Consider the following 20,161-nt stretch of genomic DNA (forward strand, 5'->3'; position numbering starts at 1 on the left):
CAAAGCGCTTTTTTTGTGTTCGCTGCAAACGGCTTCTGAGCCGGGACTGTTTCACTGACAAAACCGCTGAAATAGGCTAAGATCAGAGCGTTTGCGCCGGGCAAATACATATTTGATGAGCCACTGGGCTCAGGGCTCAATAAAGTCCTGACAGGGCCACAGAGGCTTAGAGATTGCCGCTTTTATTAAGAAAATTAACCATTTTCTTAGTGACACCGAGAAAAATGACATGCCTAACAATGTTGTAGTACTTGGCACCCAGTGGGGTGATGAGGGTAAGGGTAAGATTGCTGATCTGCTGACTGTCAATGCTGACATCGTAGTCAGAAGCCAGGGTGGCAACAATGCCGGTCATACCCTGGTAGTAGGCGACAAAAAAATAGTCGTCCGTCTTGTTCCTTCCGGAATTTTACACTCCTCCAGCCTGTGCTTGATTGGTTCAGGCGTGGTCGTCTCCCCAGAGGCTCTCTTTGGCGAGATTGAGGAGCTCAAGGCCTCCGGTATTGCTGATGCCGAGCAGCGCATCAAGATTTCTGCCGGTTCCTCTCTGCTCCTGCCTGTTCACGTTGCTATCGACAAGGCCTCCGAGTTAAAGCGCGGCAAGAATGCTATCGGCACCACCTGCCGTGGTATCGGCCCATGCTATGAGGATAAGGTAGCCCGCCGTGGTGTACGTATCGGCGACCTCTACGACATGGAAGTCTTCAAGGACAAGCTGGCCCGTCTGCTTGAGTACCGCAACTTCATTCTCAAGAACTACCTTGGTGCCGAAGAAGTCTCCTATGATGAGGTTCTTGCTCAGATCGAGTCCGTTCGTGACCGTATCCTGGCCATGGTAGCTGACGTTTCGGCTATCCTTACCGATGCCCGCGAAACTGGCAAGAAGGTTCTGTATGAGGGTGCTCAGGGTACCTTCCTTGATATCGACTACGGTACCTATCCTTATGTAACCTCCTCCAACACCGTTGCCGGCGGCTGCTGCACCGGTTCAGGTTCCGGACCTCGCTACATCGACTATGTACTGGGTATCTGCAAGGCCTACACTACCCGTGTAGGTGGCGGTCCATTCCCAACCGAGCTCTTTGACGATATCGGTGAGGGTATCCGCTCCCGTGGCGCTGAGTTTGGTGCTGTTACTGGCCGTCCACGCCGTGTAGGCTGGTACGATGCTGTTGCCATGCGCCGTGCTGTTGCCATCAACTCCTTAAGCGGCCTGGCCCTGATGAAGATCGACGTGCTCGATGGCATGAGCGAGCTTAAGATCTGCACCGGCTACAAGCTTGCTGACGGTACTGTATGCCAGCTGCCTCCAATGGCTGCCTACGAGTATGATCGTGTAACTCCTGTTTTTGAGACTCACCCAGGCTGGAGCGAGTCCACTGTAGGCGTTACCCGCTTTGAGGACCTGCCTGAGAATGCTCAGAAGTATATCCGCCGCCTCGAAGAGCTGGCCGGTATCCCTGTAGACATCATCTCCACCGGTCCAGAGCGCGCTCAGACCATCATGGTCAGAAATCCAATGGCCTGATAAGGCCACTGCCTTACATAGCAGCTTCAACGCTCAGGCCTTCTGGCCTGAGCTGAGAGGCCGGCAGGCACAAAAAAGGCGGTACCCTTTTGGGGGTACCGCCTTTTTTGCTGTCGGGCCTGACGCCCTGAAAGTTCTTATTTGGCGCGATTTACGGACATGCGGCTGATTTCAGCCAGACCTTCGCGATATTGGCTATCCGGGAGCACATTGAGGCACTCAATGGCGCGCTCTGAGGCTTTGATGGCCTCCTGCTCGCAAAGATCCAGGGCACCGGTCTCATCAATGGCTTTCTTTACGGCATCGATATTGACGTTCTGGATATCCTCAAGCAGCTGCTGACGGCGGGACTGTTCGATATTCTTCATGGCCAGCAGTACTGGCAGGGTAATGCGCTGATCGGCAAGGTCAGTGCCCGGATCCTTGCCCAGAGCCTGGGCATCGGCGCTGTAGTCGAGCATGTCATCCTTAATCTGGAAAGCAATGCCCAGTTGACGGCCATATTCGCGCAGTGGCTCAATGAGGTTATTGTCTTCCTTGATGAAGATGGCAGGTTCAATGGCTGCCAGCTCAAAGAGCACGCCGGTCTTGGCGTAAATGGTGCGGTAGTAGGTGTCCAGATCCAGATTGAGATCACCTTCATGCTCAAGCTGGTAAAGCTCGCCTACAACAAGCTGGCTTAAGGTATGGTTAAGCGCAATGATGGTGTCGAAATCATGAGCCTTTTCCAGCAGGTTGAAGCAGCGGGTGAACATGTAGTCACCGGCCAGTACGGCTGCGTGGTTGCCCTCGGTTTCATTGAGGGTAGGCTGACCACGGCGCATTGGGGCCTTGTCGATAACATCATCATGGACCAGGGTGGCAGCATGCAGCATTTCGATGGATGCGGCTATGTGGCATACCTTGTCAAGGTGCAGGTCTTCATTGAAGTGAGGCAGGCCATAGGCTGTCAGCATGGTAATGCGTGGGCGGATGCGTTTGCCTCCGGCGCTGATAACATACTGGCACATGGCATTTACCTGAGTCTCAAGCACATGGTCGGTATAAGTGGCTTTGAGTAATTCTTCAACACGATCAAGTCCAGGACAGTCCATAACAATGGACCCGGCCTTTGTAGGTGCGGCCATACAACAATCCTTTAAGGGTCTATGGCGCGTTCAGATCGCAGCCATCTCCATTTTCCATATTAATCAGTGATCCCGGGGCAGAACCTGGCAGCATATGCAGCAGCGCTTTCCCGGCGCCATGGCGTCTGTAAGTCTGTATGCACTCCTGCAGTTAAGCTGCCTGCCAGTAGAATCTGGCGCAGCTGTGCCGCAGTACTCCAGGGAGGCAGGCCTGAGGGGATCAACGTACAGTTGTGGCCCTGAATCAGGGGCAAAGTCCAGATATTTTAGCATTATTTGCTCTGATACGATTGACACGCGCCCGGGGCAGTGCGCGCCTTGCAGGCGGTCAGGCGTGTGCCTGTCCCGGGCGAACTGTCTACGGCTGCATGGCAGACCGCACCGGCGCGCCACATGTGCCCTGTGTGCCTGCCGTGCCTCCCACTGAGTGCCTGGCAGCTGCAGCAAAATCTTATCGATTTGTGCCACCTGGCATGGACCAGTCACGGTCCGGATTCTCTCATGACCGGTCCTGACACAGGCCGGTCACGGTCCGGAACCTGTCATGAACCGGCCTGGCACGGACCTGTCACGGTCTGGAACCGTAACTGAACAGCTCCAGACATGGTCCTGACAGCCGGCGGCACTGGGAGAGGAGTCTGGCCTGACAGAGGTTCGGGCCGGTGGCTGCAGGGTCCGGGAGTTTTTGCAGAAAGTTTGACGCAGTGGCATAGCAAGGACGTCGTTTGTATGTTATAATTTTGCGGTTTTGAAAGTTGATTCAATTGACTTTCAAAGCACTGAGTGTGTAGAATATGCGCTCATTATTATTTGACCTGACAAAGCTTTTACAGTCCCTGCGAGTCAAGCTCCTGGTCGAAAAGCTAGATGATTTCACAAGCCTCATGCCACGGGCACCGGGCCTTACTAGCTGCAGGCGGTAAGTATCTAAATCATCGAAAGACCGGCGTTAAGCCTCATTTGAGTATTACGGGGCAGGGCCCCGGTACCTGATATAAAAGAGTGTTTCGTCCTGGTTTGCCATCCATCAGCTTTACGCCTGGATGTGTTTTGTCAGCGATTGATGAATTGATTTGAGCGGGAGCACAAACTCCTGCGTTCAAACGGAGTTTGAGCATGTACGCAGTTATTTTTTGCGGTGGCAAGCAGCACAAGGTCTCTGAGGGTGAAACCCTTTGCGTTGATCTTCTCAATCAAGAGGCTGGCAGCACTGTTGAGTTAGACAAGGTTCTCTTAATTTCTGACGGCACCAACGTTAAGGTTGGTACCCCTTACATCGACGGTGCCAAGGTTACCGCCACTGTAAAGGGCGAGGTTGCCGGTCCTAAGATTAAGATCGTCAAGTTCCGTCGTCGTAAGCATCACCAGAAAGTCACTGGCCACCGTCAGTGGTTCACCGAATTAGAGATTACCGGTATTACCGGTTAGGAGTAAGAATCAATGGCACACAAGAAAGCCGGTGGTTCCGTACGTAACGGTCGCGATTCTCAGGCCCAACGTCTTGGCGTTAAGCGTTATGCTGGTGAGTTAGTTACCGCAGGCAGCATCATTGTCCGTCAGCGTGGCACTCACTTCCACCCAGGTGCAAACGTAGGTATCGGCAAGGACGACACCTTATTTGCCAAGAAGACTGGTAAGGTTTCTTTCGTAACTCGTGGTCCTAAGGGTCGCAAGTACGTTCAGATCATCGCTGAAGACGCTGCTTAGTTTTCAGGTGATCGGCCTGAAATAACTTCAGGCGGAAACTGATAAAAGGCCTGCATCACCGTTGGTGGCGCGGGCCTTTTGCGTATCAGGGACCAGTCATGAACAGCACAGCTGTGCCCAAGGGGCCCCAGGCCCAAGGGTCCAGTGCTGCAGCAGGCAGCGGCCACACGCAGCGCGCCGCAGGCAGAGCGCCGCTGAGGCAGCGCTGCGGCTCCGGGCACTGATGACAGGGCAGTGACTGCCCATTACCACAGTCGTGGCCTGACAGGCCACCAGATTCAGGTTCAACCTGCATAACCAACTTTCGTCGAGGGTATTATGAAGTTCGTTGATGAGGCTACAATTCGCGTGGAAGCTGGCGATGGTGGCAATGGCGTAGTCAGCTTCCGCCGTGAAAAGTACATCCCAAAGGGCGGTCCTGATGGTGGTGACGGCGGTGACGGCGGCAATGTCTTTATGATTGCCGATACCAATCTCAACACCCTGGTTGATTACAAGTTCACCAAGTTCTACAAGGCTGAGCGCGGTCAGAACGGTATGTCCTCTGACTGTACCGGTGCCCGTGGTGCCGACATCATGCTCAAGGTTCCTGTAGGCACCCGTATTACCGACAAGGAAACAGGTGAGGTCCTTGGTGACCTGCGCAAGGAAGGTGAAATCCTGCGTGTGGCCAAGGGCGGCCGCCACGGTTTTGGTAATACCCACTTCAAGAGCTCCACCAACCGTGCTCCGCGTCAGAAGACCAATGGTACTCCTGGCGAGCGCCGCATTCTGGAACTCGAGCTGCTGCTGGTAGCCGACGTAGGCCTGCTTGGTCTGCCAAATGCCGGCAAGTCCACCTTTATCCGCTCAGTATCGGCTGCCCGTCCTAAGGTAGCTGACTATCCTTTTACCACCCTGGTACCAAACCTTGGTGTGGTAAAGACCGGTGATGGCGAGAGCTTTGTTATTGCAGACGTACCAGGTCTTATCGAGGGTGCTGCTCAGGGCGCCGGTCTTGGTCACCGCTTCCTGCGTCACCTTGAGCGATGTCGTGTGCTGCTGCATCTGGTCGATGCCATGCCGGTAGATGAGTCCGATCCTGTAGAAAATGCCTGCGTTATCGAAAAGGAGCTTCAGGAATACGCCCACGATCTGTACGAAAAGCCACGCTGGCTGGTGATCAACAAGGTAGATCTGCTTGAGGGCGGTGAGCAGGAGGCCCTGGAGCTGGCTGAGAAGATTGCCTCCTCCCTGCAGACCCGACCAGAGCGTACCTTTATCATCTCCGCTCTGCAAAAGCAGCGTGTCAATGAGCTTACCTTTGCCCTGCAGGAGCTGGTAGACAGCGTCAAGAAGGCTGAGCTTGAAGCCGCGCAGTCCGGTGAGAGCAACAATGCTGACGACTTCGTCTGGACCGAGGGTGAAAAGAACATCAAGGATCCGGTCAACGGCGCCTCCATTGACGGTGATGATGATTTCGACTTCTTTGATGATGAAGACTCAGGTGTAGAGATCGTCTACCAGAAATAGTTTTCCGCGCCCATATCACCAAAGACAGGACGTGCGCGCCAGGCCGGTACATCCCGGCCTGGTCAGACGCTGTCCTGCCTCAGGCGATGAGCGTCATATTCAGGTGCTAACCATCTCAAGGTGTTTAGCAACTGTTTTCTTTGCTCATAAGCCACAGGCTTTTGAGCAGCCGCCCGGCGCAGGCCCTGCAGGGCACCATCCAGCCTGCAGGCATGACGGCCCTGAACAAGCAGAGAGCATCTACAAAGTGACTGAAGAAAATGCAGCCCCGCTACCGGTGATTTATCAACTGACTCCGGCACGTCAGTGCACTCTTTCCATGATTGTTGCCATGGGGGAGGATCGTGCCATTGGCGAGCGTGGCACCATGCCATGGTATCTGCCTGATGATCTCAGGCGCTTCAAGGCCGTAACCTCACGCAGCTGCGTCATCATGGGCCGTAAAACCTTTGAGTCCATTGGCCGTCCGCTGCCGGCCCGCCGCAATATTGTCATTACCTCCAGTGAGGCTCTGGCTCAGCGCGACGATATCGAGGTAGCCACCAGTCTGCCTGAGGCCCTTGATATGGCCCGTGACCGTGACCTTGCGGTAAAGCGCAATAAGGAAATGGATACTGAGGGCTGTCAGGTAGAGGCTGCAGAGTACGATCAGGTATTTATACTTGGCGGTTCACGCATCTTCAGAGAAGGTCTGAGTTTTGCCGATCGCATCATCATTACCGAGATCAGGGCATCATTCCCATGTGCTGATACCTTCTTCCCTGAGCTTATTGAGTACGGCTACTTTGTGCTCGAAGAGCAGCGTCCTTTCATGCATGGTACTCGCAGCTGGTATTTCTGCGAGGCTGAGCAGCCAAAGGGCTTTGCTCAGGAAATCACTGACTTTGACGAAGAAGAGTCCATTGTCGATGAAAACGACAATGTCCGTGAGGTCAGGAATATCCACACCGGACTTGCCTACAAGTACCTGACCTACGAGCGCGTCAGCTGACAGCTGCTGCCGCCGCCGCCGCAGCAGTCGCAGCCTGCTGCTGCAGAGGCGGCGGGCGCACAGACAACAAAGGCCGCTGATGCGGCCTTTGCTGTTTCTGGAGAGGCGGAGATGGACAGGGCGCCGGGGCTGTCGGCGCGCTCCATCAGATAGAGGCGTAGCCTGCTGACTTTACCGAGAAGAACTGGTCGTCATCAAAACGCCAGGCGGTCAGGCGGTCACCCCAGACGCATCCGGTATCAAGGGCTCTTATCGATGGTTCGTCGCAGCGGCCATTGAGGGCAGCCCAGTGACCAAAGACCAGCTTGTAGTTCTTCTTTTTGTAGGTCATCTCAGGGGTGAGGCGGAACCATGGAGTCATGCCCTGGGAGGCTACCTCCTGAGGGTCGACGGCGCTGTTTTTGTAGTCAAGCGACCAGTCCTTGCCCAGAAGTCGCATGCGGGTAAAGGCATTGAGAGCAAAGCGCCAGCGTGGCAGGCCGCTTAAAGTGGCATTCCATACTTTTGGTTCATCGCCATACATATTGCGCAGCATGATAAGACGGCGCTGCGGATCGCGCAGCACGCGGCCAATTTCCTTGGCTTCACGGCGGGCCGCCTTAATGTCCCACATAGGGTAGATACCGGCATGAGATACTACCAGGGGCTTGGACTCATGGAACTGCATGAGATTGCATTTGAGGTAGAAGTCGACAATTTCCTCACGGTGACGTGAGTTTAAAATGACTTCCAGATTATCCTTGGGACGGGCTTTGGATATGCCATAGTGGACGGCAAGGAAATTCAGATCATGATTGCCCAGCACACTTTTTACCTTTGGGCCCAGACGGAAAATCTCCTGCATGGTTTCTACAGGCAGGGGGCCGCGACCGATGAGGTCACCGGTAAGGATTAAATCATCCTGATTCTCATCAAATCTGATAAGCTCAAGCAGGCGTAAAAACTCCGCATGACAGCCATGAATATCGCCTACGCAGTAAGTGGCCATAGCTACTCCAGACAAAAAATAATGGTCCAGTGGATGTTCAATCGCAGCCGCAAAATTATGTATTGCATTCCTTATGTCTGTACATACACGGCGGCGGCTTGCGTCAATAATAACATGATGTGTCCTGGCATGTCAGAGCCCGTTCAATCAGGCCCCGCAATCAGGTTAAGATACATAAAATCATACAGCTGAAACTCCCCGGCACGGTTCACACTGACCATTCCACTACAGGGACCAGCGCCAGATGGGTCATTGGATCTGTGCAGGGAATCATCAGGCAGGGTTACAATTTGCGCCCCGGGGCAGCACATGTCCCTTTACTGTGGTGCACAATCAGATATAAATCAGATAAGCAGCTGCGGTCGCCGCTCTCTGACTACAGATACCTCAGTCAGACGTGGCCATAAGATCAGCTCAATATCTGAGGCAGGACCAGAGTATCAGCATGAGCTGATGCCTGTGCCTGACCGTAACAGGATTCGCCTTTTGCCCATGCACAGCCAGGTCATTGCAAACGCGCAGCCTGGCCACAGTCCACGCGCAGCCAGGTCATTGCAAACGCGCAGCCTGGCCATAGTCCATGCACAGCCAGGTCATTGCAAACGCGCAGCCTGGCCAATGGCCAGGCAAGCACAGGACAGCGCCAGCCGGCTGCGAGCTGGGGCTGCCTGAGCTGGCTGCTGCAGAGATGCAGATGCGGCAGTGAGGCGGTGCTTTTAGTGACAGTCAGTTGTTTTTCAGGAAGATAGTTATGCCCATTATCAAGAAAGACTACATCAAGAACAGACTGATTCCCCATATTGACCTGGTCAAGCTGGTTAACCAGTTCATTAACCTGAAGAAGAGCGGTGCTGACTATACCTGCTGCTGTCCTTTCCATAACGAAAAGACACCGTCATTTCATGTCAATCCCCGCAGGCAGACCTTTACCTGCTATGGCTGTAATGAGTGGGGCAATGCCATTGACTTCGTGATGAAGTACAAGAACATTGGCTTTGTTGATGCTGTTGAGGAGCTCAGCCGTTTTGCCGGTCTTGAGGTTGAGTATGAGGAGGGCAGTGGCCGTCAGTTTGACAGCGAAAAGGCCAACAAAAAGGCCTATGAGCTCATGGACAGAGTGGCAGCCTACTTTACTGATGCCCTCAACAGAAATCCTGAGGCCATGAAGTACTTTACTGAGCAGCGTGCCTTAAGCCCTGAACTTATTACCCGTGCGCGCCTTGGTTTTGCCCCTGACAGCTGGGATTATGTGGCCAGAGAAATTGCCCGTGATCCCTCCGAGTACCGTGAACTGGTGGAGCTGGGCATTCAGGTAGACCGCGTGGAGGATGATGGACGTCATGTCTGCAAGTCATTCTTCCGTGGCCGCGTCATGTTCCCTATCTTTGATATCAAAGGCCGTATTATTGCCTTTGGCGGACGAGTGTTTGCCAATGACTTCGGCCCTAAATATCTCAACTCTCCTGAAACCAAAATCTTCAAAAAGCGCAAAGAGCTCTTTGGTCTTTATGAGACTTTGCAGGCTACCCGCAACCGTCCTGAAAAGGTAGTAGTGGTTGAGGGCTATATGGATGCCATTGCCCTGCGTCAGGCCGGCTTTAACAATATTGTCGCCACTCTGGGCACTGCCATTACAGCCGATCACCTCAAAACTCTTTTTCGCTACACAGGAAAGGTAATCTGCTGCTTTGATGGCGACGAGGCTGGCAAGAAAGCAACCTGGCGTGCGCTGCAGGCTGTTACCCCCGTGCTTGAGAAATCTGACAAGGAAGTCAGCTTTATCAACATGCCGGCAGGCCATGACCCGGATACTCTGGTGCGCTCTGAGGGCAAGGAAGCCTTTGAGCGCGAGATCAAGATGGCCGTTTCCTACTCCGAGAGCATTATTCTTCACGAGTCCAAGGTCTACGACATCAGCGATCCCAATCAGAGAGTACGTTTCCTCTCCAGCGTGCTGTCCATCATCAAGGCCATGAAGAGCTTCAGCATGAGAATGGTGACTCTTCAGGTGCTGTCCTCCTATGTGGGGACTGATGAAAGCACTCTCAAGGAAATGCTCAACGACGAGTCCATTACTCCGGCCGCCGAATTTATGGGTATGGACAATTATTCGTCCCGCGACCAGAACTCCGGCCGTCGCTACAGCCGCGATAACCGCAGAAGCTATGCAGGTCATGGTGGATATAGCAGCCAGAGCGCTAACAGCAGCCACAGCGGTCAGGCAGGCCAGAGACGCACCGGCGGATTCAGTGATGACGGACTGCAAAGTGATGAGGGCAGCTGGTCATCTGAGGGCAGGGGCGGCTATGGCCGACGCGGTTCTTCGGGCAATGGTTATGGCGGAGCTCAGAGTGGCAGTCAGGGCAACGGCCAGGGCGGTTTTAAGGACCGTAATGGTGGATACGGCCGTCGCAATAACAGTCAGTCCCGCCACAACTGGGAGCAGGAAGGTTCACAGTGGCAAAGCCGCCAGCGTGCTCAAAATTCAGGTAAGAGCCAGGCTCAGGGGGCCGGTCAGAGCGCCTCCAGCGGCATGATGCCACCTGCCATGAACCAGGCAGTGCCTTATGGTATGCCAGCGGGCATGACTGCGGGCATGCCAGGGGCCCAGGGGCAGGGGCCAGGTCCTTTTATGATGCCTGGTCCTGCTGTGCCGCAAAGCTATGCCCAGGCCCAGAGCATGGGAGTAAGCACTGATCCGGCCGGCCGGCCTTTTATGCCGGGCATGGGCATGCAGGTAGCGGCTGCCCATCAGGGACCTGATCAGCATCAGATCAGCACAGGTCCATGGGGCCGTGAGGTCTTTTACTCTCAGCAGCCTGGCGTTCAGGGCCGTCCGGTCAGCCAGCAGGAGATAACAGCCTGTGCCACTGCCCAGATGGTGGCTCTTAAGCAGAACACTCCGGCTGCCGGTTATATGCAGCTTGGTCCTGATGGTATGCCAGCTGCAGCTTCGGGACGTATTAATGCCCCTGACGGCTACACAGGTGAGTATTACGAAGGTGGCTTTGGTCCGGGAGACAATATGTCTGGCCCTGGTGATATGGATTATGGACCTGGCCCTGGCCCGGGCCCTGATTATGACGGCGCGGGTATGGATTACGATATGGACTATGGTCCAGGTGGTCCGGGCGCCCCAGCTGGCCCAGTTGATTTTGGCCATGGTCCTGATGGCACTGGCAATGGACATGACAGAGCAGGAGGAGCGGCAGGAGCCGGTGCAGGAGGATCATCAGGAATGGGACGATCAGGCTTCAGGAGCATTATCGGCCGCGAGTTTGATATCAGTGAGCTGGGAGCTCCATGTTACAGGGTAATGAGCTTTATTCTGCAGTACCCTACAGTGGTGGCCAGTCTCTATGAGGAGTATCAGCTCGACCGCATGCTTGAGTATGCCCGTGAGCTCAGAATCGATGACTGTCCTCTTATGGAGGAGCTGCTGCATACCATCAGGCAGAATCCTACGGTCTCATGCGCCTCGCTTATTGAAAACTACCGTGATACCGACAGGCAGGAGGTAATAGACCTGCTTTTTGACTGTCCGCTGCTGCCTCAGCGTGAGGACGGGCAGGAGCCTCCAATAAGCGAAAAGCGCGAGTACTTTGGCCGTACTGTTTTTGAAATGCTGCAAAAGCCTTTCCGTGAGCGCTTTGAATACCTCAATTCCTCAAAGGGCCGCTTTATGTCCAAAGAGGACATGGACGAGGTCAAGGCTCTGGCTAAAATAGTAAATCGTAATTTTGGCGGCAGCTGAGTCTGCAGCCTGGGTCCAGCCATGGCTGCTGTGCCCGGCCTGTGCCCGTCCGCTATCTTACCTGACTTAAGGCACAGGCAACGGCAGCTGCCCGGGCAGCCTTAAGGCCTGGTGCCTCTATGGTCGCACCTGCAGGTATCATGGCTTTTTCAGCCTGTTTACCTTAGCATTCTTTCGTTGTATAATGCAGCGCGCGGCCCATTAGCTCAGTTGGTTAGAGCAAGCGACTCATAATCGCTGGGTCTCCCGTTCGATCCGGGAATGGGCCACCATCATCTTTCATACCCTCAGGTATATCCCTCCTCTAACTCAGCCTCTGAGTTTCTTATTTCCCCTGATTACAAGTTTTCATTACCGTACCCCTGGTGTATCTGTAACCGGCGTGCGTCGCTTCATCGTGCCTGTTGTGCACTGAGCTCAGACGCTCAGACGCGCTCAGCCATGCCCCATGCGCACTGAGTGCAGGCGCTCTGATGTCTTGCCATGCCGCCTGTGCTCAGGGGCGGGCGCTCTTACGCGCCTGCCATAGACCCTGAGCTGCAGGCATGAAAAAGCCCTCTGAGTCATTGATGCTCAGAGGGCTGTATGCCTGATATGCGCAGGGCAGTCAGGTCAGTATCTTACAGAGAGCAGTCCTTAGGAGAGTTCTTCTCTGCAGTTACGTAGCTGCCGTTTACCAGAACCTGAACCTGAACGGTGTTGTTTCTCTGGTTAATCAGGCGAATCTTGGCGCCTTTCTGGAAATGGCAGGAGAATGGCTGATCAACTAAAATAAGGCCCTGATTGGTGTTGACGGTCAGACGGGCACCATCTGAGGTTCTGTCCATGAGAATGGCACCGGCTCCGGAAGCAAGAGCGCCGATACCGGCACCAATAAGAGTGCCTGTGGTATTGCGGCCGATTACCTGGCCTGCAATGGCACCGGCCATGGCGCCGGCTGCAGCGCTCTTGGTGGTGTCGTAGTGGTTAAGGTCGATGGTGATGTGCTCAATGTCAGTAATAACACCTTCAGTAAAGTAAGATACGGTGCCGGCGGTGCTGGTAGGATTTGAGCAGCCGGTGGTAATCAGAGAAGCTGAAACAACGGTGGCCATGACAGAGCTGGCGATAATACCTTTGCTTTTAATGAACTTGAGCATAACGTCTCCACAAAATAAACACAGCGCTGAATATCAGGCCCCAATGGGATCTGCGCTTTGCCAGAGGGCAAATGCGTGGGGCAAAACAGGTACAGTTGCATGTGCAGCGCTGTTATAAAGTGCCGTCTTACCCGTGCATGTATCAGGGGCTGGCCATAAGTGGCGTGCGCCTCAGGGACAATGCTCAGCGGTGCGGCATCAGGACCAGGCTGCCATGGGCAGACAGGCTGTCCTGGTAATATGTTAACTATGATAACAGAGCGTGTACCTGTGCGGTACAGCCCTCATACTGCATGCTTATGCAGTTTGTAACCCTTAATTCAAAGATTAGCACCGAAAACCTGGAATATTCCAGGGCTTACAGTAAAGCTACGGCAAATATTTTGATTTTTATGGCCTTTTGCACGCAGATAAGAGTGCTGTGTCTGTTAACGCATATCAGGTCAGAGCAAGACTCACCTTAGTCGGGGAACAATATGAGTACTTTAAAAAAGGTAACTGTCAGCAGTCTTTCAGACAAGGGTGAGGGTATAGCCTTTGAGGAAGGCCTTGAGATCTATATTCCTCTTGCCCTGCCAGGTGAGGAGGTCGAGGTGGAGGTGGGCGAGCCTTTTGCCCGTGGCTCTCGCCGCTGCCCGGGAACCATAACAGGAATAGTCAGACCGTCTGAACAGCGTGTTGTTCCATCATGCTCATACTTTCCAGCCTGCGGTGGCTGTCAGCTCAAGCATATGAGTACAAATGCTCAGCTTGAGCACAGAAAAGAGCTTATCACTCAGGCTCTGACCAGCGCCCTTAAGGCTGCCGCAGGACCACAGGATGCACGCTCAGCAAAGGGCATGGCCGGTGCCGGACTCAGTGCTGACTTTACTGACAGTGATTTGCAAGGTCGTGCCCGTGAGCTGGTGCAGCCTGTGGTCTCAGGAAATTCAGGCACCTGCCGCTACAAATCGATTCGCTATTTTGCCTGCAATGAACGCAGCGGAGCCCTTGAGCAGGGCTTTTACCGCGCCCGTTCCCATGAGCTCATTGCCATTGACTCCTGTCCTCAGGAGCCTGCCTGCTTTGGTCCTCTGGCCACCTCACTGACCAGGGTTCTCAACAGCTGTGGCATGAAGGCATGGCAGGCCACTGCCCCGGCAGCACCAGCCGCAGCTGCCGGATCCTCATGCGCATCGGCACCGGCTGCTGCACCGGCTGTTGCACCGGCTGTTGCACCGGCCGCTGCGCAGGCTGCCGTGAGGGCGCTGCAGCTGCGCATGGCCCAGGATCAGGTCATGGTGCTGCTCATTGTGTCAGCCAGTCCCGATGAGAATACCCGCAACGCGCTCAGGCAGTGGGCCGGGCAGCATGATGAGGTGGGCTCTTTATATCTGGGTATCAATGACAGTCAGGGCAATGCTCTGTTCTGCAGACAGGTGGAGCTGCTTTGCGGTAAGCCTTTGCTGGTAAAGGAGCTCAATGGCATCAGCTATCAGATTGGTCCTCAGACCTTTATGCAGGTCAATTATGAAATGGCTGAGGCCCTGTACGGACGTGCTGTGGAGCATTGCGTGCAGCGGGCCGGTGCGGGCGCTGCTCAGGCCGCCACCGTAGACGCCGCTGGCGCCGCATCCGGCGCCGCAGCCTCCGGTGCGGGCGCTGACCACGGCGAGGATGAGCTGGCTCTTGATCTGTGCTGTGGTGTGGGCACCATGACGCTGGCGCTGAGCCGTCACTTCAAAAATGTGCTGGGAGTGGAGATAGTTGAAAGTGCCATCGAGGCTGCACAGGAAAATGCAAAGCTCAACAGGGTGGACAATGCTCACTTTATTGCTGCCGACATCAACAAAGCTCTGCCAGGACTGCTGACCCGCGACAGCCGCTCCAGGGTACGGGCAGTGATTGCTGACCCGGCCCGTGCCGGCCTTGGTGAAAACTGTGCCCGTCAGACAGGAAAGATACCGGGACCATGCGCTCTGAGTCTGATTTTCTGCTCGCTTACTGCCATGAAAAGAGATCTGCCGGTGCTGCTCAAGTCAGGCTTTACCTTGCAGTCAGTGCAGGGCTTTGACATGTTCCCTGATACCACCCATGTAGAGACCCTGTGCCTGCTGACCAAAAAGGGCTGATCGCAGCCGGGCCTGCCGGCCTGGCTGCCTGGCCTTGTCTGGACCTGAAGCTGCAGGCGGGGCGGCTGTCTGGGGGCAGTCTGGTTAATTTCACGTATGAATCCAGTAAGGTGAGAGCGGTCAAGATATTTTCCCGGAAGATTGGTTATGATGAGATCACTTGTCCTGGCCCGCAGGGGGACAGGACGCATCATTCCTTGTTCCGGGAGAGCCATGGCATGAACTTTAATGACCTTTTATCCTCACGTTATTCCTGTCGCAAATTTGCTCCCACTGCACTGGAAAAGGAGACCATTGATCAGCTTTTGCAGGCAGGCCGTCTTGCTCCATCAGCCTGTAATGCCCAGCCTTATTTTTTCTATGCTGTAGGACCTGAGTCCATGGCGCGTCTTGACGAGTGCCGCAAATGGTACGGTGCGCCCAATATGATCCTGGGCTGTATTGATACTGAGGATTATGGCTGGCAGCGTGAGAGTGACGGAGCTGTGTTCAGCAGTTTCGATATTGGCCTTGCCATGAGTCAGATGGCTCTTAAGGCCACTGAGCTCAACCTGGGTTCATGTTTTATCGCTTCATTTGACCCCGAGCAGATTAAAAGAATACTTGGTCTGCCTGAATACCACATGCCATACATTGCTCTGGTGCTCGGCCATGCCCAGATGGGGCCTAATGACAATCACTATCTACGCCAGTCTCCGGACAAGCTCTACAGTCTGATGCCATAATCCCGGCTGCCTCATTCTTTCCCTCCTTTTGCATGTTAGCTGGTTGCAAAACCACAAAGGGCACTCATAACGCCTGAAAGATAGATGTACCTTGTTTATAATGAGTGATAAATATCACTTTTTTCAGGCGTATTGAAATGAGCAAGTCCAAAACACCAGGAACAGGCAAAGAAACCCTTTATACAGGCAGTCACACGCAGACCTCAGAGGCAAGTGAGCATCAGGATCTGATATGCCGGCAGGACATTTCTGGACCAACAGGTGATACATCTATTGGCGCCTTAAATCACGAGGGTTTGATCAATAATCAAGTAAAAAATGCCCATTCAGACAGCGGGCGTGATACACATAGTCAGGGAGCTGGAGCTGAGAGTGATTTGGCCACTCAACGAAAAAATGCTGACGGGCTAACAGTACTGACCAGTCATCCTGACATGCCAAGGACTCTGCTTGCCAACGCAAGAAAGGGCTATTTTCTCTGCACTTATGTTAATGAGTGGGTACCGGCACATATCAATGAAAAAGGAGAGCATGTCCCGGGAAGATCAAAGCCGGCAAAGCGCGTCACCATTGGAAGAATCCATTCTCCTGATGGTCTTGGCCTGGTTGAGTTTAACGAGAAGTTTTACCAGGACTATCCGTCATTGCGTGACTACATTGTTACCAGGGTAGGAAAGGCACAGTTTGAGTTCAGGCCTGTAGGACAGCTCTCTGCAGGAGAGGTCGACAGTCTCCGGGACGGGGCAGTGGCCAGTGCCAGCGCAGGATCCGATGTTGGCTGCAATGCAGGTGGCAGTGGGGGCTGCAGTGCAGACAGACGTGCCAGAGCAAAGGGCACGGGCAGGGCCGGGCAGAGGGTATCAGGAAGTACTGTCAGCGATACTGGCAGTGGAGCTGGCATTAGTCCGTCTGCTGAAGATGTTATGGCTGTGGGCGGTGAATATGCCAGTTTGCTGTACTTGCTTCAACTGCATGAGAATGCGCAGTGTGCAAGAATCTGCGCTCCGGTTGTTGACCGCTCTCCGGATGAGATCACAGGCCGCTCTCTGAAATTTGGCAGTGTGCTGCTTATGCTTCATGCCATGCATGAATCCGGCATAACTTACTGCGTTACCGAGGGACTTAAGAAAGCTCACGCTCTTAAAGACAGGCAGCTTAAAAAGGTGACTTGCAGGGTGCTTGCCAGAGCCGTTTACATGGCATTGACACGCGATCTTTCCTGTCAGGGCCTTGAGGAGTTTTACAGGAATAATTACTTTCCTGGGCTCGGCGGATACAGCACCTTGACAATGAAACGTGCTGAAAACCTGATAAATAAGGATTTTATCAGCCATGCTCAGCAGGCTTTTCATGATTACCACAGGAACAGGGCCAGATTAAACAGCCAGGATGGGACTTTCTCTGTGGTTGTTGAGGAAAACTCACTTGCAAATGATAATTCTGAGGCTGGCTGTATTGATGTTCAGATTTCGCATCTGACAAAAGGTGCGGTATACAGCTGTAAGCAGCTGGCCATGGGAGTCCTGGAAAGCGGCGCTACCAGTGCTGAGAACAATGAAGAAATGAACACAATGCTTGAGCATATCTGGATGGCAACGGTTGCCCGCATTGTGTTGAGTAACACTATGTACAGGGCCCGACAAAAGGGAGTGGAGTGCATCAAAGACTTCAGCTCATTAGATAACGTACTTACTGCCGCTGATGGACTTAAGGTAGATACTCTTGTTTGTGGTATCGAGATTAAGCCGGCCTCGCAGGAAACCTTAAGCATTATGGAGACTTTTGGTCTCAATGATATCCCATGTCGTGTCACAGGCAGGTATGATGACGGAGGTAATGACGCTTATCCAGCTTTTGCGTCCAGCCTTATGAGTCTCTGGTAAAAGTGCAGACCGTCGCCATGTTCGCAGGCGAGGGTATGTATTTGCAGGTGGCATGAAAAAAGAGCTGTACCTTCACAGGTGCAGCTCTTTTTCTGGTCCGCCCTCCGGGCGGGAGTGTGGGCGCCTGGGGCGCCATATTATTTGATGTTGGCCAGATCGTTGTGGCTTAATACTACCTTGCGGGCAAATACGCGCTCACAGTAGTGGCAGCGCATCATGACCTTGCCCTCGTCCTTGAAAATACGGAAGCGTGGGGTAGCGCCCTTTTCTACATGGGTAATGCAGTTGGAGTTAGGGCAGTTGAATGCACCCTTGATCTCAGATGGCAGACGCAGATTGTACTTGTCTACAACCTTGAAGTCCTGGATGGAGTTTACAGTGGCATCAGGAGCCAGAATGGCCAGCTGCTCAGTCTCAGACGGGGAGAAGGTGACATCGGAAATCTTTATGATGTCCTTATAGCCCATGTCGCTGGAGCGCAGGTTGAAACCGACGGTGATGTGGTTGTGCTTGCCGAGGAAGTTGAACAGTCTCAGGATGTTCATTGCCTGACCAGGAGCAATGTGATCGATGACGGTACCGTTAGCAATAGCCTCAACTAATAACTTGTCGTTAGTGGTCTCGCTCATTTTTAAATCTCCTTGTTTAAGACTAAAGCCAGGAGAGCCTGGCGGGCATAGACACCGTTACGGGCCTGCTGGAAGAAGTAAGCATGAGGAGTCTCGTCCACATCAAGGGTGATTTCGTCGATACGTGGCAGAGGGTGCAGAATCTTCATATTGCTTTTGGCCTCTGCGAGCATGTCCTTGCACAGAATGTACTTGGAACGCAGGTTCTGGTACTCGGTCTCATCAAAACGCTCTTTCTGTACACGGGTCATGTAGAGGATGTCGACCTCAGGGATGACTTCCTCGATGGTCTCATGTACTGAGAACTTCACGTTGTGACGGTTGAGGTGCTTGATGATGTAATCAGGCATGGCCAGGGACTCAGGTGAGACCATGTAGATGTGTACATTGTTGTACATGCACAGGGCTTCTGCCAGAGAGTGAACGGTACGGCCGTACTTGAGATCACCTACGAAAGCAATCTTGATTTCATCAACGCGGCCCTGGGTCTCGTAGATAGTGAAGAGATCGAGCAGGGTCTGGGATGGGTGCTGGTTGGCACCGTCACCGGCATTGATTACAGGGACAGGGGAAAGGTCGGCAGCCAGGCGGGCAGCACCTTCCCTGTGATGGCGCATTACCAGAGCATCAGTGTAGGAAGTGATGATGCGGATGGAGTCGGACAGGGTCTCGCCCTTCTTGCCAAGGGAGGTATTGGAGGCATCAGCAAAGCCGATTACCTGGCCGCCCAGGCGGTGAATGGCAGTTTCAAAGGAAAGACGAGTTCTTGTAGAACCCTCAAAGAAAGTAACACCGACGAGCTTGCCCTTGAGCAGATCATCACGTGGATTGGTCTTTAAAGAACGGGCAGTCTGTAAAACCAGCTCAATGTGATCTCGGGTAAACTCTGAGATAGAGATGATATCTTTTTGAAAGAGGGGATTGGTCATGATAGGTTCCCTACTGTTGACGATAAACAGTTAGGAAACAGGCAAGGTGGGTTCTCAAGAACATCTTTATGCGCTGTTCCTGAAAATCTCATTATACAGAAAGGAAAGGCACTTATATTAGCTACAACAAAAATAAATGAGTGCCCGTGACCTCCCCGGTCCAGCGCCCATGCAGTATGGCTCCGGCATTAATACCCGTACCAGGGCTCTTGAACTGCCTCAGCCATGGCAACCTGCCGGATGCAGCCATGAGAACTGGCCGGAGGCAGTAATGGCCACCTGCCGGATGCAGGTATGGCAACTGGACGGAGGCGGTAATGGCCACCTGCCGGAAGCAGTAATGGCCACCGGTCGGAAGCAGTAATGGCCACCGGCAGGAGGCAGCTACGGCCACAGGATATCCCAGGCGCCAGCCAAAGCGACTGCTGTGCTCTTTGCGCTTATAAAAGCCATTTTGCTGTCCCTGGCAGGATGATTTGCCTGGCACTGGGACTCCGATCCGGCTGCAAAGCCCGTAACAGGGCCCATCAGGGCTTAATATTTTTTAAAAAAACTCTTTACACCCAAAGGTCACCAGGGCATAATAGCGGCCATTGCAGGAGCATAGTTCTAATGGTAGAACAGCGGTCTCCAAAACCGACGGTTGAGGGTTCGAGTCCTTCTGCTCCTGCCATACGATGACACCCCGATAAGGGGTTTTTTCGTTTCTGGGCCAGGCAAAATTCAAAAGCCGCCCACAAGCCCCATGCCTGGCGCTCACATCAGCTGCACTCATGAAGCAAAGCCATAGAGCAGCGTATCATCATCATCACAGGCCCTTTCAGGGCTTTTTTCATTTCTGCTCCCTCAAAAAAATCTTCGGTCCTTTACCGCACCCTCAATCAGGCTGTCTGCAGGCATGAACGGCCATCTCATCCAACGCCTGTCGCCATCGCCACTCAGTCCCTCAAAATACACAGTCTTACTGGCTTACCCTGACCTCATTGAGTACTTAATATCAGTTTTACAACTGCCATTGGCCCAGGTGCGGGAATGTCATGTCATGCAATGACAGGACTGGTCTGGCTGTGCCTGGCAATGACAGGACTGGTCTGGCCATGCCAGGCAGTGACATGCCGGGCATGGGCCGCAGCGGCCG

Annotated in this window: 14 protein-coding genes and 2 tRNA genes; 11 read left to right on the top strand and 5 right to left on the bottom strand. The window is 53.6% G+C overall.

All coding sequences use genetic code 11. The features are described from left to right. Positions 1-229: 229 nt before the first annotated feature. Entirely contained in the window at positions 230-1,528 is a 1,299-nt protein-coding gene (locus MXE39_RS04090) for an adenylosuccinate synthase (protein WP_246977518.1), read from the top strand. Positions 1,529-1,665: 137 nt separating this feature from the next. Here the strand turns inward: MXE39_RS04090 and MXE39_RS04095 are convergent, their stop codons facing one another. Further along, positions 1,666-2,655, bottom strand: a complete 990-nt coding sequence (locus MXE39_RS04095; RefSeq protein WP_246977517.1) for a polyprenyl synthetase family protein — start codon at positions 2,653-2,655, stop codon at positions 1,666-1,668. Between the two features lie 1,116 nt (positions 2,656-3,771). On the opposite strand from MXE39_RS04095, the gene rplU reads away from it, so the two are divergent. From rplU to MXE39_RS04115, 4 genes are all read left to right on the top strand, one after another. Beyond that, positions 3,772-4,083, top strand: coding sequence for a 50S ribosomal protein L21 (gene rplU, locus MXE39_RS04100; RefSeq protein WP_246977516.1), 312 nt, complete (start codon positions 3,772-3,774; stop codon positions 4,081-4,083). Between the two features lie 12 nt (positions 4,084-4,095). Then, a complete protein-coding gene (gene rpmA, locus MXE39_RS04105) occupies positions 4,096-4,362 on the top strand; it encodes a 50S ribosomal protein L27 (RefSeq protein WP_246977515.1) in 267 nt (88 codons plus the stop codon). A 318-nt stretch (positions 4,363-4,680) separates the two neighbouring features. Next, the gene (gene cgtA, locus MXE39_RS04110; RefSeq protein WP_246977514.1) at positions 4,681-5,874 is read left to right on the top strand and encodes an Obg family GTPase CgtA; all 1,194 of its coding nucleotides are present in this window, start codon (positions 4,681-4,683) and stop codon (positions 5,872-5,874) included. 247 nt (positions 5,875-6,121) lie between these two features. Beyond that, complete coding sequence (locus MXE39_RS04115; RefSeq protein ID WP_246977513.1) at positions 6,122-6,865, top strand: dihydrofolate reductase; 744 nt, start codon at positions 6,122-6,124, stop codon at positions 6,863-6,865. Positions 6,866-7,010: 145 nt separating this feature from the next. Here MXE39_RS04115 and MXE39_RS04120 read toward each other — a convergent pair whose 3' ends face one another. Continuing rightward, positions 7,011-7,853, bottom strand: a complete 843-nt coding sequence (locus MXE39_RS04120) for a symmetrical bis(5'-nucleosyl)-tetraphosphatase (protein WP_246977512.1) — start codon at positions 7,851-7,853, stop codon at positions 7,011-7,013. A gap of 751 nt (positions 7,854-8,604) precedes the next feature. On the opposite strand from MXE39_RS04120, the gene dnaG reads away from it, so the two are divergent. Together dnaG and MXE39_RS04130 are read left to right on the top strand one after the other, a co-directional pair. After that, positions 8,605-11,607, top strand: coding sequence for a DNA primase (gene dnaG, locus MXE39_RS04125; protein ID WP_246977511.1), 3,003 nt, complete (start codon positions 8,605-8,607; stop codon positions 11,605-11,607). Between the two features lie 195 nt (positions 11,608-11,802). After that, positions 11,803-11,879, top strand: a tRNA-Ile gene (locus tag MXE39_RS04130). A gap of 348 nt (positions 11,880-12,227) precedes the next feature. Here the strand turns inward: MXE39_RS04130 and MXE39_RS04135 are convergent. Continuing rightward, on the bottom strand, positions 12,228-12,746 hold the full coding sequence (locus MXE39_RS04135) for a hypothetical protein (protein ID WP_246977510.1): 519 nt from the start codon (positions 12,744-12,746) through the stop codon (positions 12,228-12,230). Positions 12,747-13,222: 476 nt separating this feature from the next. Here MXE39_RS04135 and MXE39_RS04140 point away from each other — a divergent pair, with 476 nt between their 5' ends. The 3 genes from MXE39_RS04140 (at position 13,223) to MXE39_RS04150 (ending at position 17,465) form a co-directional block, all read left to right on the top strand. Continuing rightward, a complete protein-coding gene (locus tag MXE39_RS04140) occupies positions 13,223-14,857 on the top strand; it encodes a methyltransferase domain-containing protein (protein ID WP_246977509.1) in 1,635 nt (544 codons plus the stop codon). A gap of 218 nt (positions 14,858-15,075) precedes the next feature. Continuing rightward, positions 15,076-15,582, top strand: a complete 507-nt coding sequence (locus MXE39_RS04145) for a nitroreductase family protein (protein ID WP_246977508.1) — start codon at positions 15,076-15,078, stop codon at positions 15,580-15,582. A gap of 434 nt (positions 15,583-16,016) precedes the next feature. Next, entirely contained in the window at positions 16,017-17,465 is a 1,449-nt protein-coding gene (locus tag MXE39_RS04150; protein ID WP_247073805.1) for a hypothetical protein, read from the top strand. Positions 17,466-17,602: 137 nt separating this feature from the next. Here the strand turns inward: MXE39_RS04150 and pyrI are convergent, their stop codons facing one another. Both pyrI and pyrB read right to left on the bottom strand, forming a co-directional pair. Further along, complete coding sequence (gene pyrI, locus MXE39_RS04155) at positions 17,603-18,094, bottom strand: aspartate carbamoyltransferase regulatory subunit (protein WP_246977506.1); 492 nt, start codon at positions 18,092-18,094, stop codon at positions 17,603-17,605. 2 nt (positions 18,095-18,096) lie between these two features. Further along, positions 18,097-19,023, bottom strand: coding sequence for an aspartate carbamoyltransferase (gene pyrB, locus MXE39_RS04160; protein WP_246977505.1), 927 nt, complete (start codon positions 19,021-19,023; stop codon positions 18,097-18,099). Positions 19,024-19,620: 597 nt separating this feature from the next. On the opposite strand from pyrB, the gene MXE39_RS04165 reads away from it, so the two are divergent. After that, positions 19,621-19,696 (top strand) — tRNA-Trp (locus MXE39_RS04165). Positions 19,697-20,161 lie beyond the last annotated feature (465 nt).

It is taken from the genome of Anaerobiospirillum sp. NML120511, from assembly GCF_023050955.1.
Lineage (GTDB): Bacteria > Pseudomonadota > Gammaproteobacteria > Enterobacterales > Succinivibrionaceae > Anaerobiospirillum.

Bases quoted from the DNA above. Each gene is read 5' to 3' on its own strand.
- MXE39_RS04095 (WP_246977517.1), bottom strand. From the start codon at position 2,655: ATGGCCGCACCTACAAAGGCCGGGTCCATTGTTATGGACTGTCCTGGA.
- MXE39_RS04135 (WP_246977510.1), bottom strand. From the start codon at position 12,746: ATGCTCAAGTTCATTAAAAGCAAAGGTATTATCGCCAGCTCTGTCATG.
- rpmA (WP_246977515.1), top strand. From the start codon at position 4,096: ATGGCACACAAGAAAGCCGGTGGTTCCGTACGTAACGGTCGCGATTCT.
- pyrI (WP_246977506.1), bottom strand. From the start codon at position 18,094: ATGAGCGAGACCACTAACGACAAGTTATTAGTTGAGGCTATTGCTAAC.
- cgtA (WP_246977514.1), top strand. From the start codon at position 4,681: ATGAAGTTCGTTGATGAGGCTACAATTCGCGTGGAAGCTGGCGATGGT.
- MXE39_RS04145 (WP_246977508.1), top strand. From the start codon at position 15,076: ATGAACTTTAATGACCTTTTATCCTCACGTTATTCCTGTCGCAAATTT.
- rplU (WP_246977516.1), top strand. From the start codon at position 3,772: ATGTACGCAGTTATTTTTTGCGGTGGCAAGCAGCACAAGGTCTCTGAG.
- dnaG (WP_246977511.1), top strand. From the start codon at position 8,605: ATGCCCATTATCAAGAAAGACTACATCAAGAACAGACTGATTCCCCAT.
- MXE39_RS04150 (WP_247073805.1), top strand. From the start codon at position 16,017: ATGCCAAGGACTCTGCTTGCCAACGCAAGAAAGGGCTATTTTCTCTGC.
- pyrB (WP_246977505.1), bottom strand. From the start codon at position 19,023: ATGACCAATCCCCTCTTTCAAAAAGATATCATCTCTATCTCAGAGTTT.
- MXE39_RS04090 (WP_246977518.1), top strand. From the start codon at position 230: ATGCCTAACAATGTTGTAGTACTTGGCACCCAGTGGGGTGATGAGGGT.
- MXE39_RS04120 (WP_246977512.1), bottom strand. From the start codon at position 7,853: ATGGCCACTTACTGCGTAGGCGATATTCATGGCTGTCATGCGGAGTTT.
- MXE39_RS04140 (WP_246977509.1), top strand. From the start codon at position 13,223: ATGAGTACTTTAAAAAAGGTAACTGTCAGCAGTCTTTCAGACAAGGGT.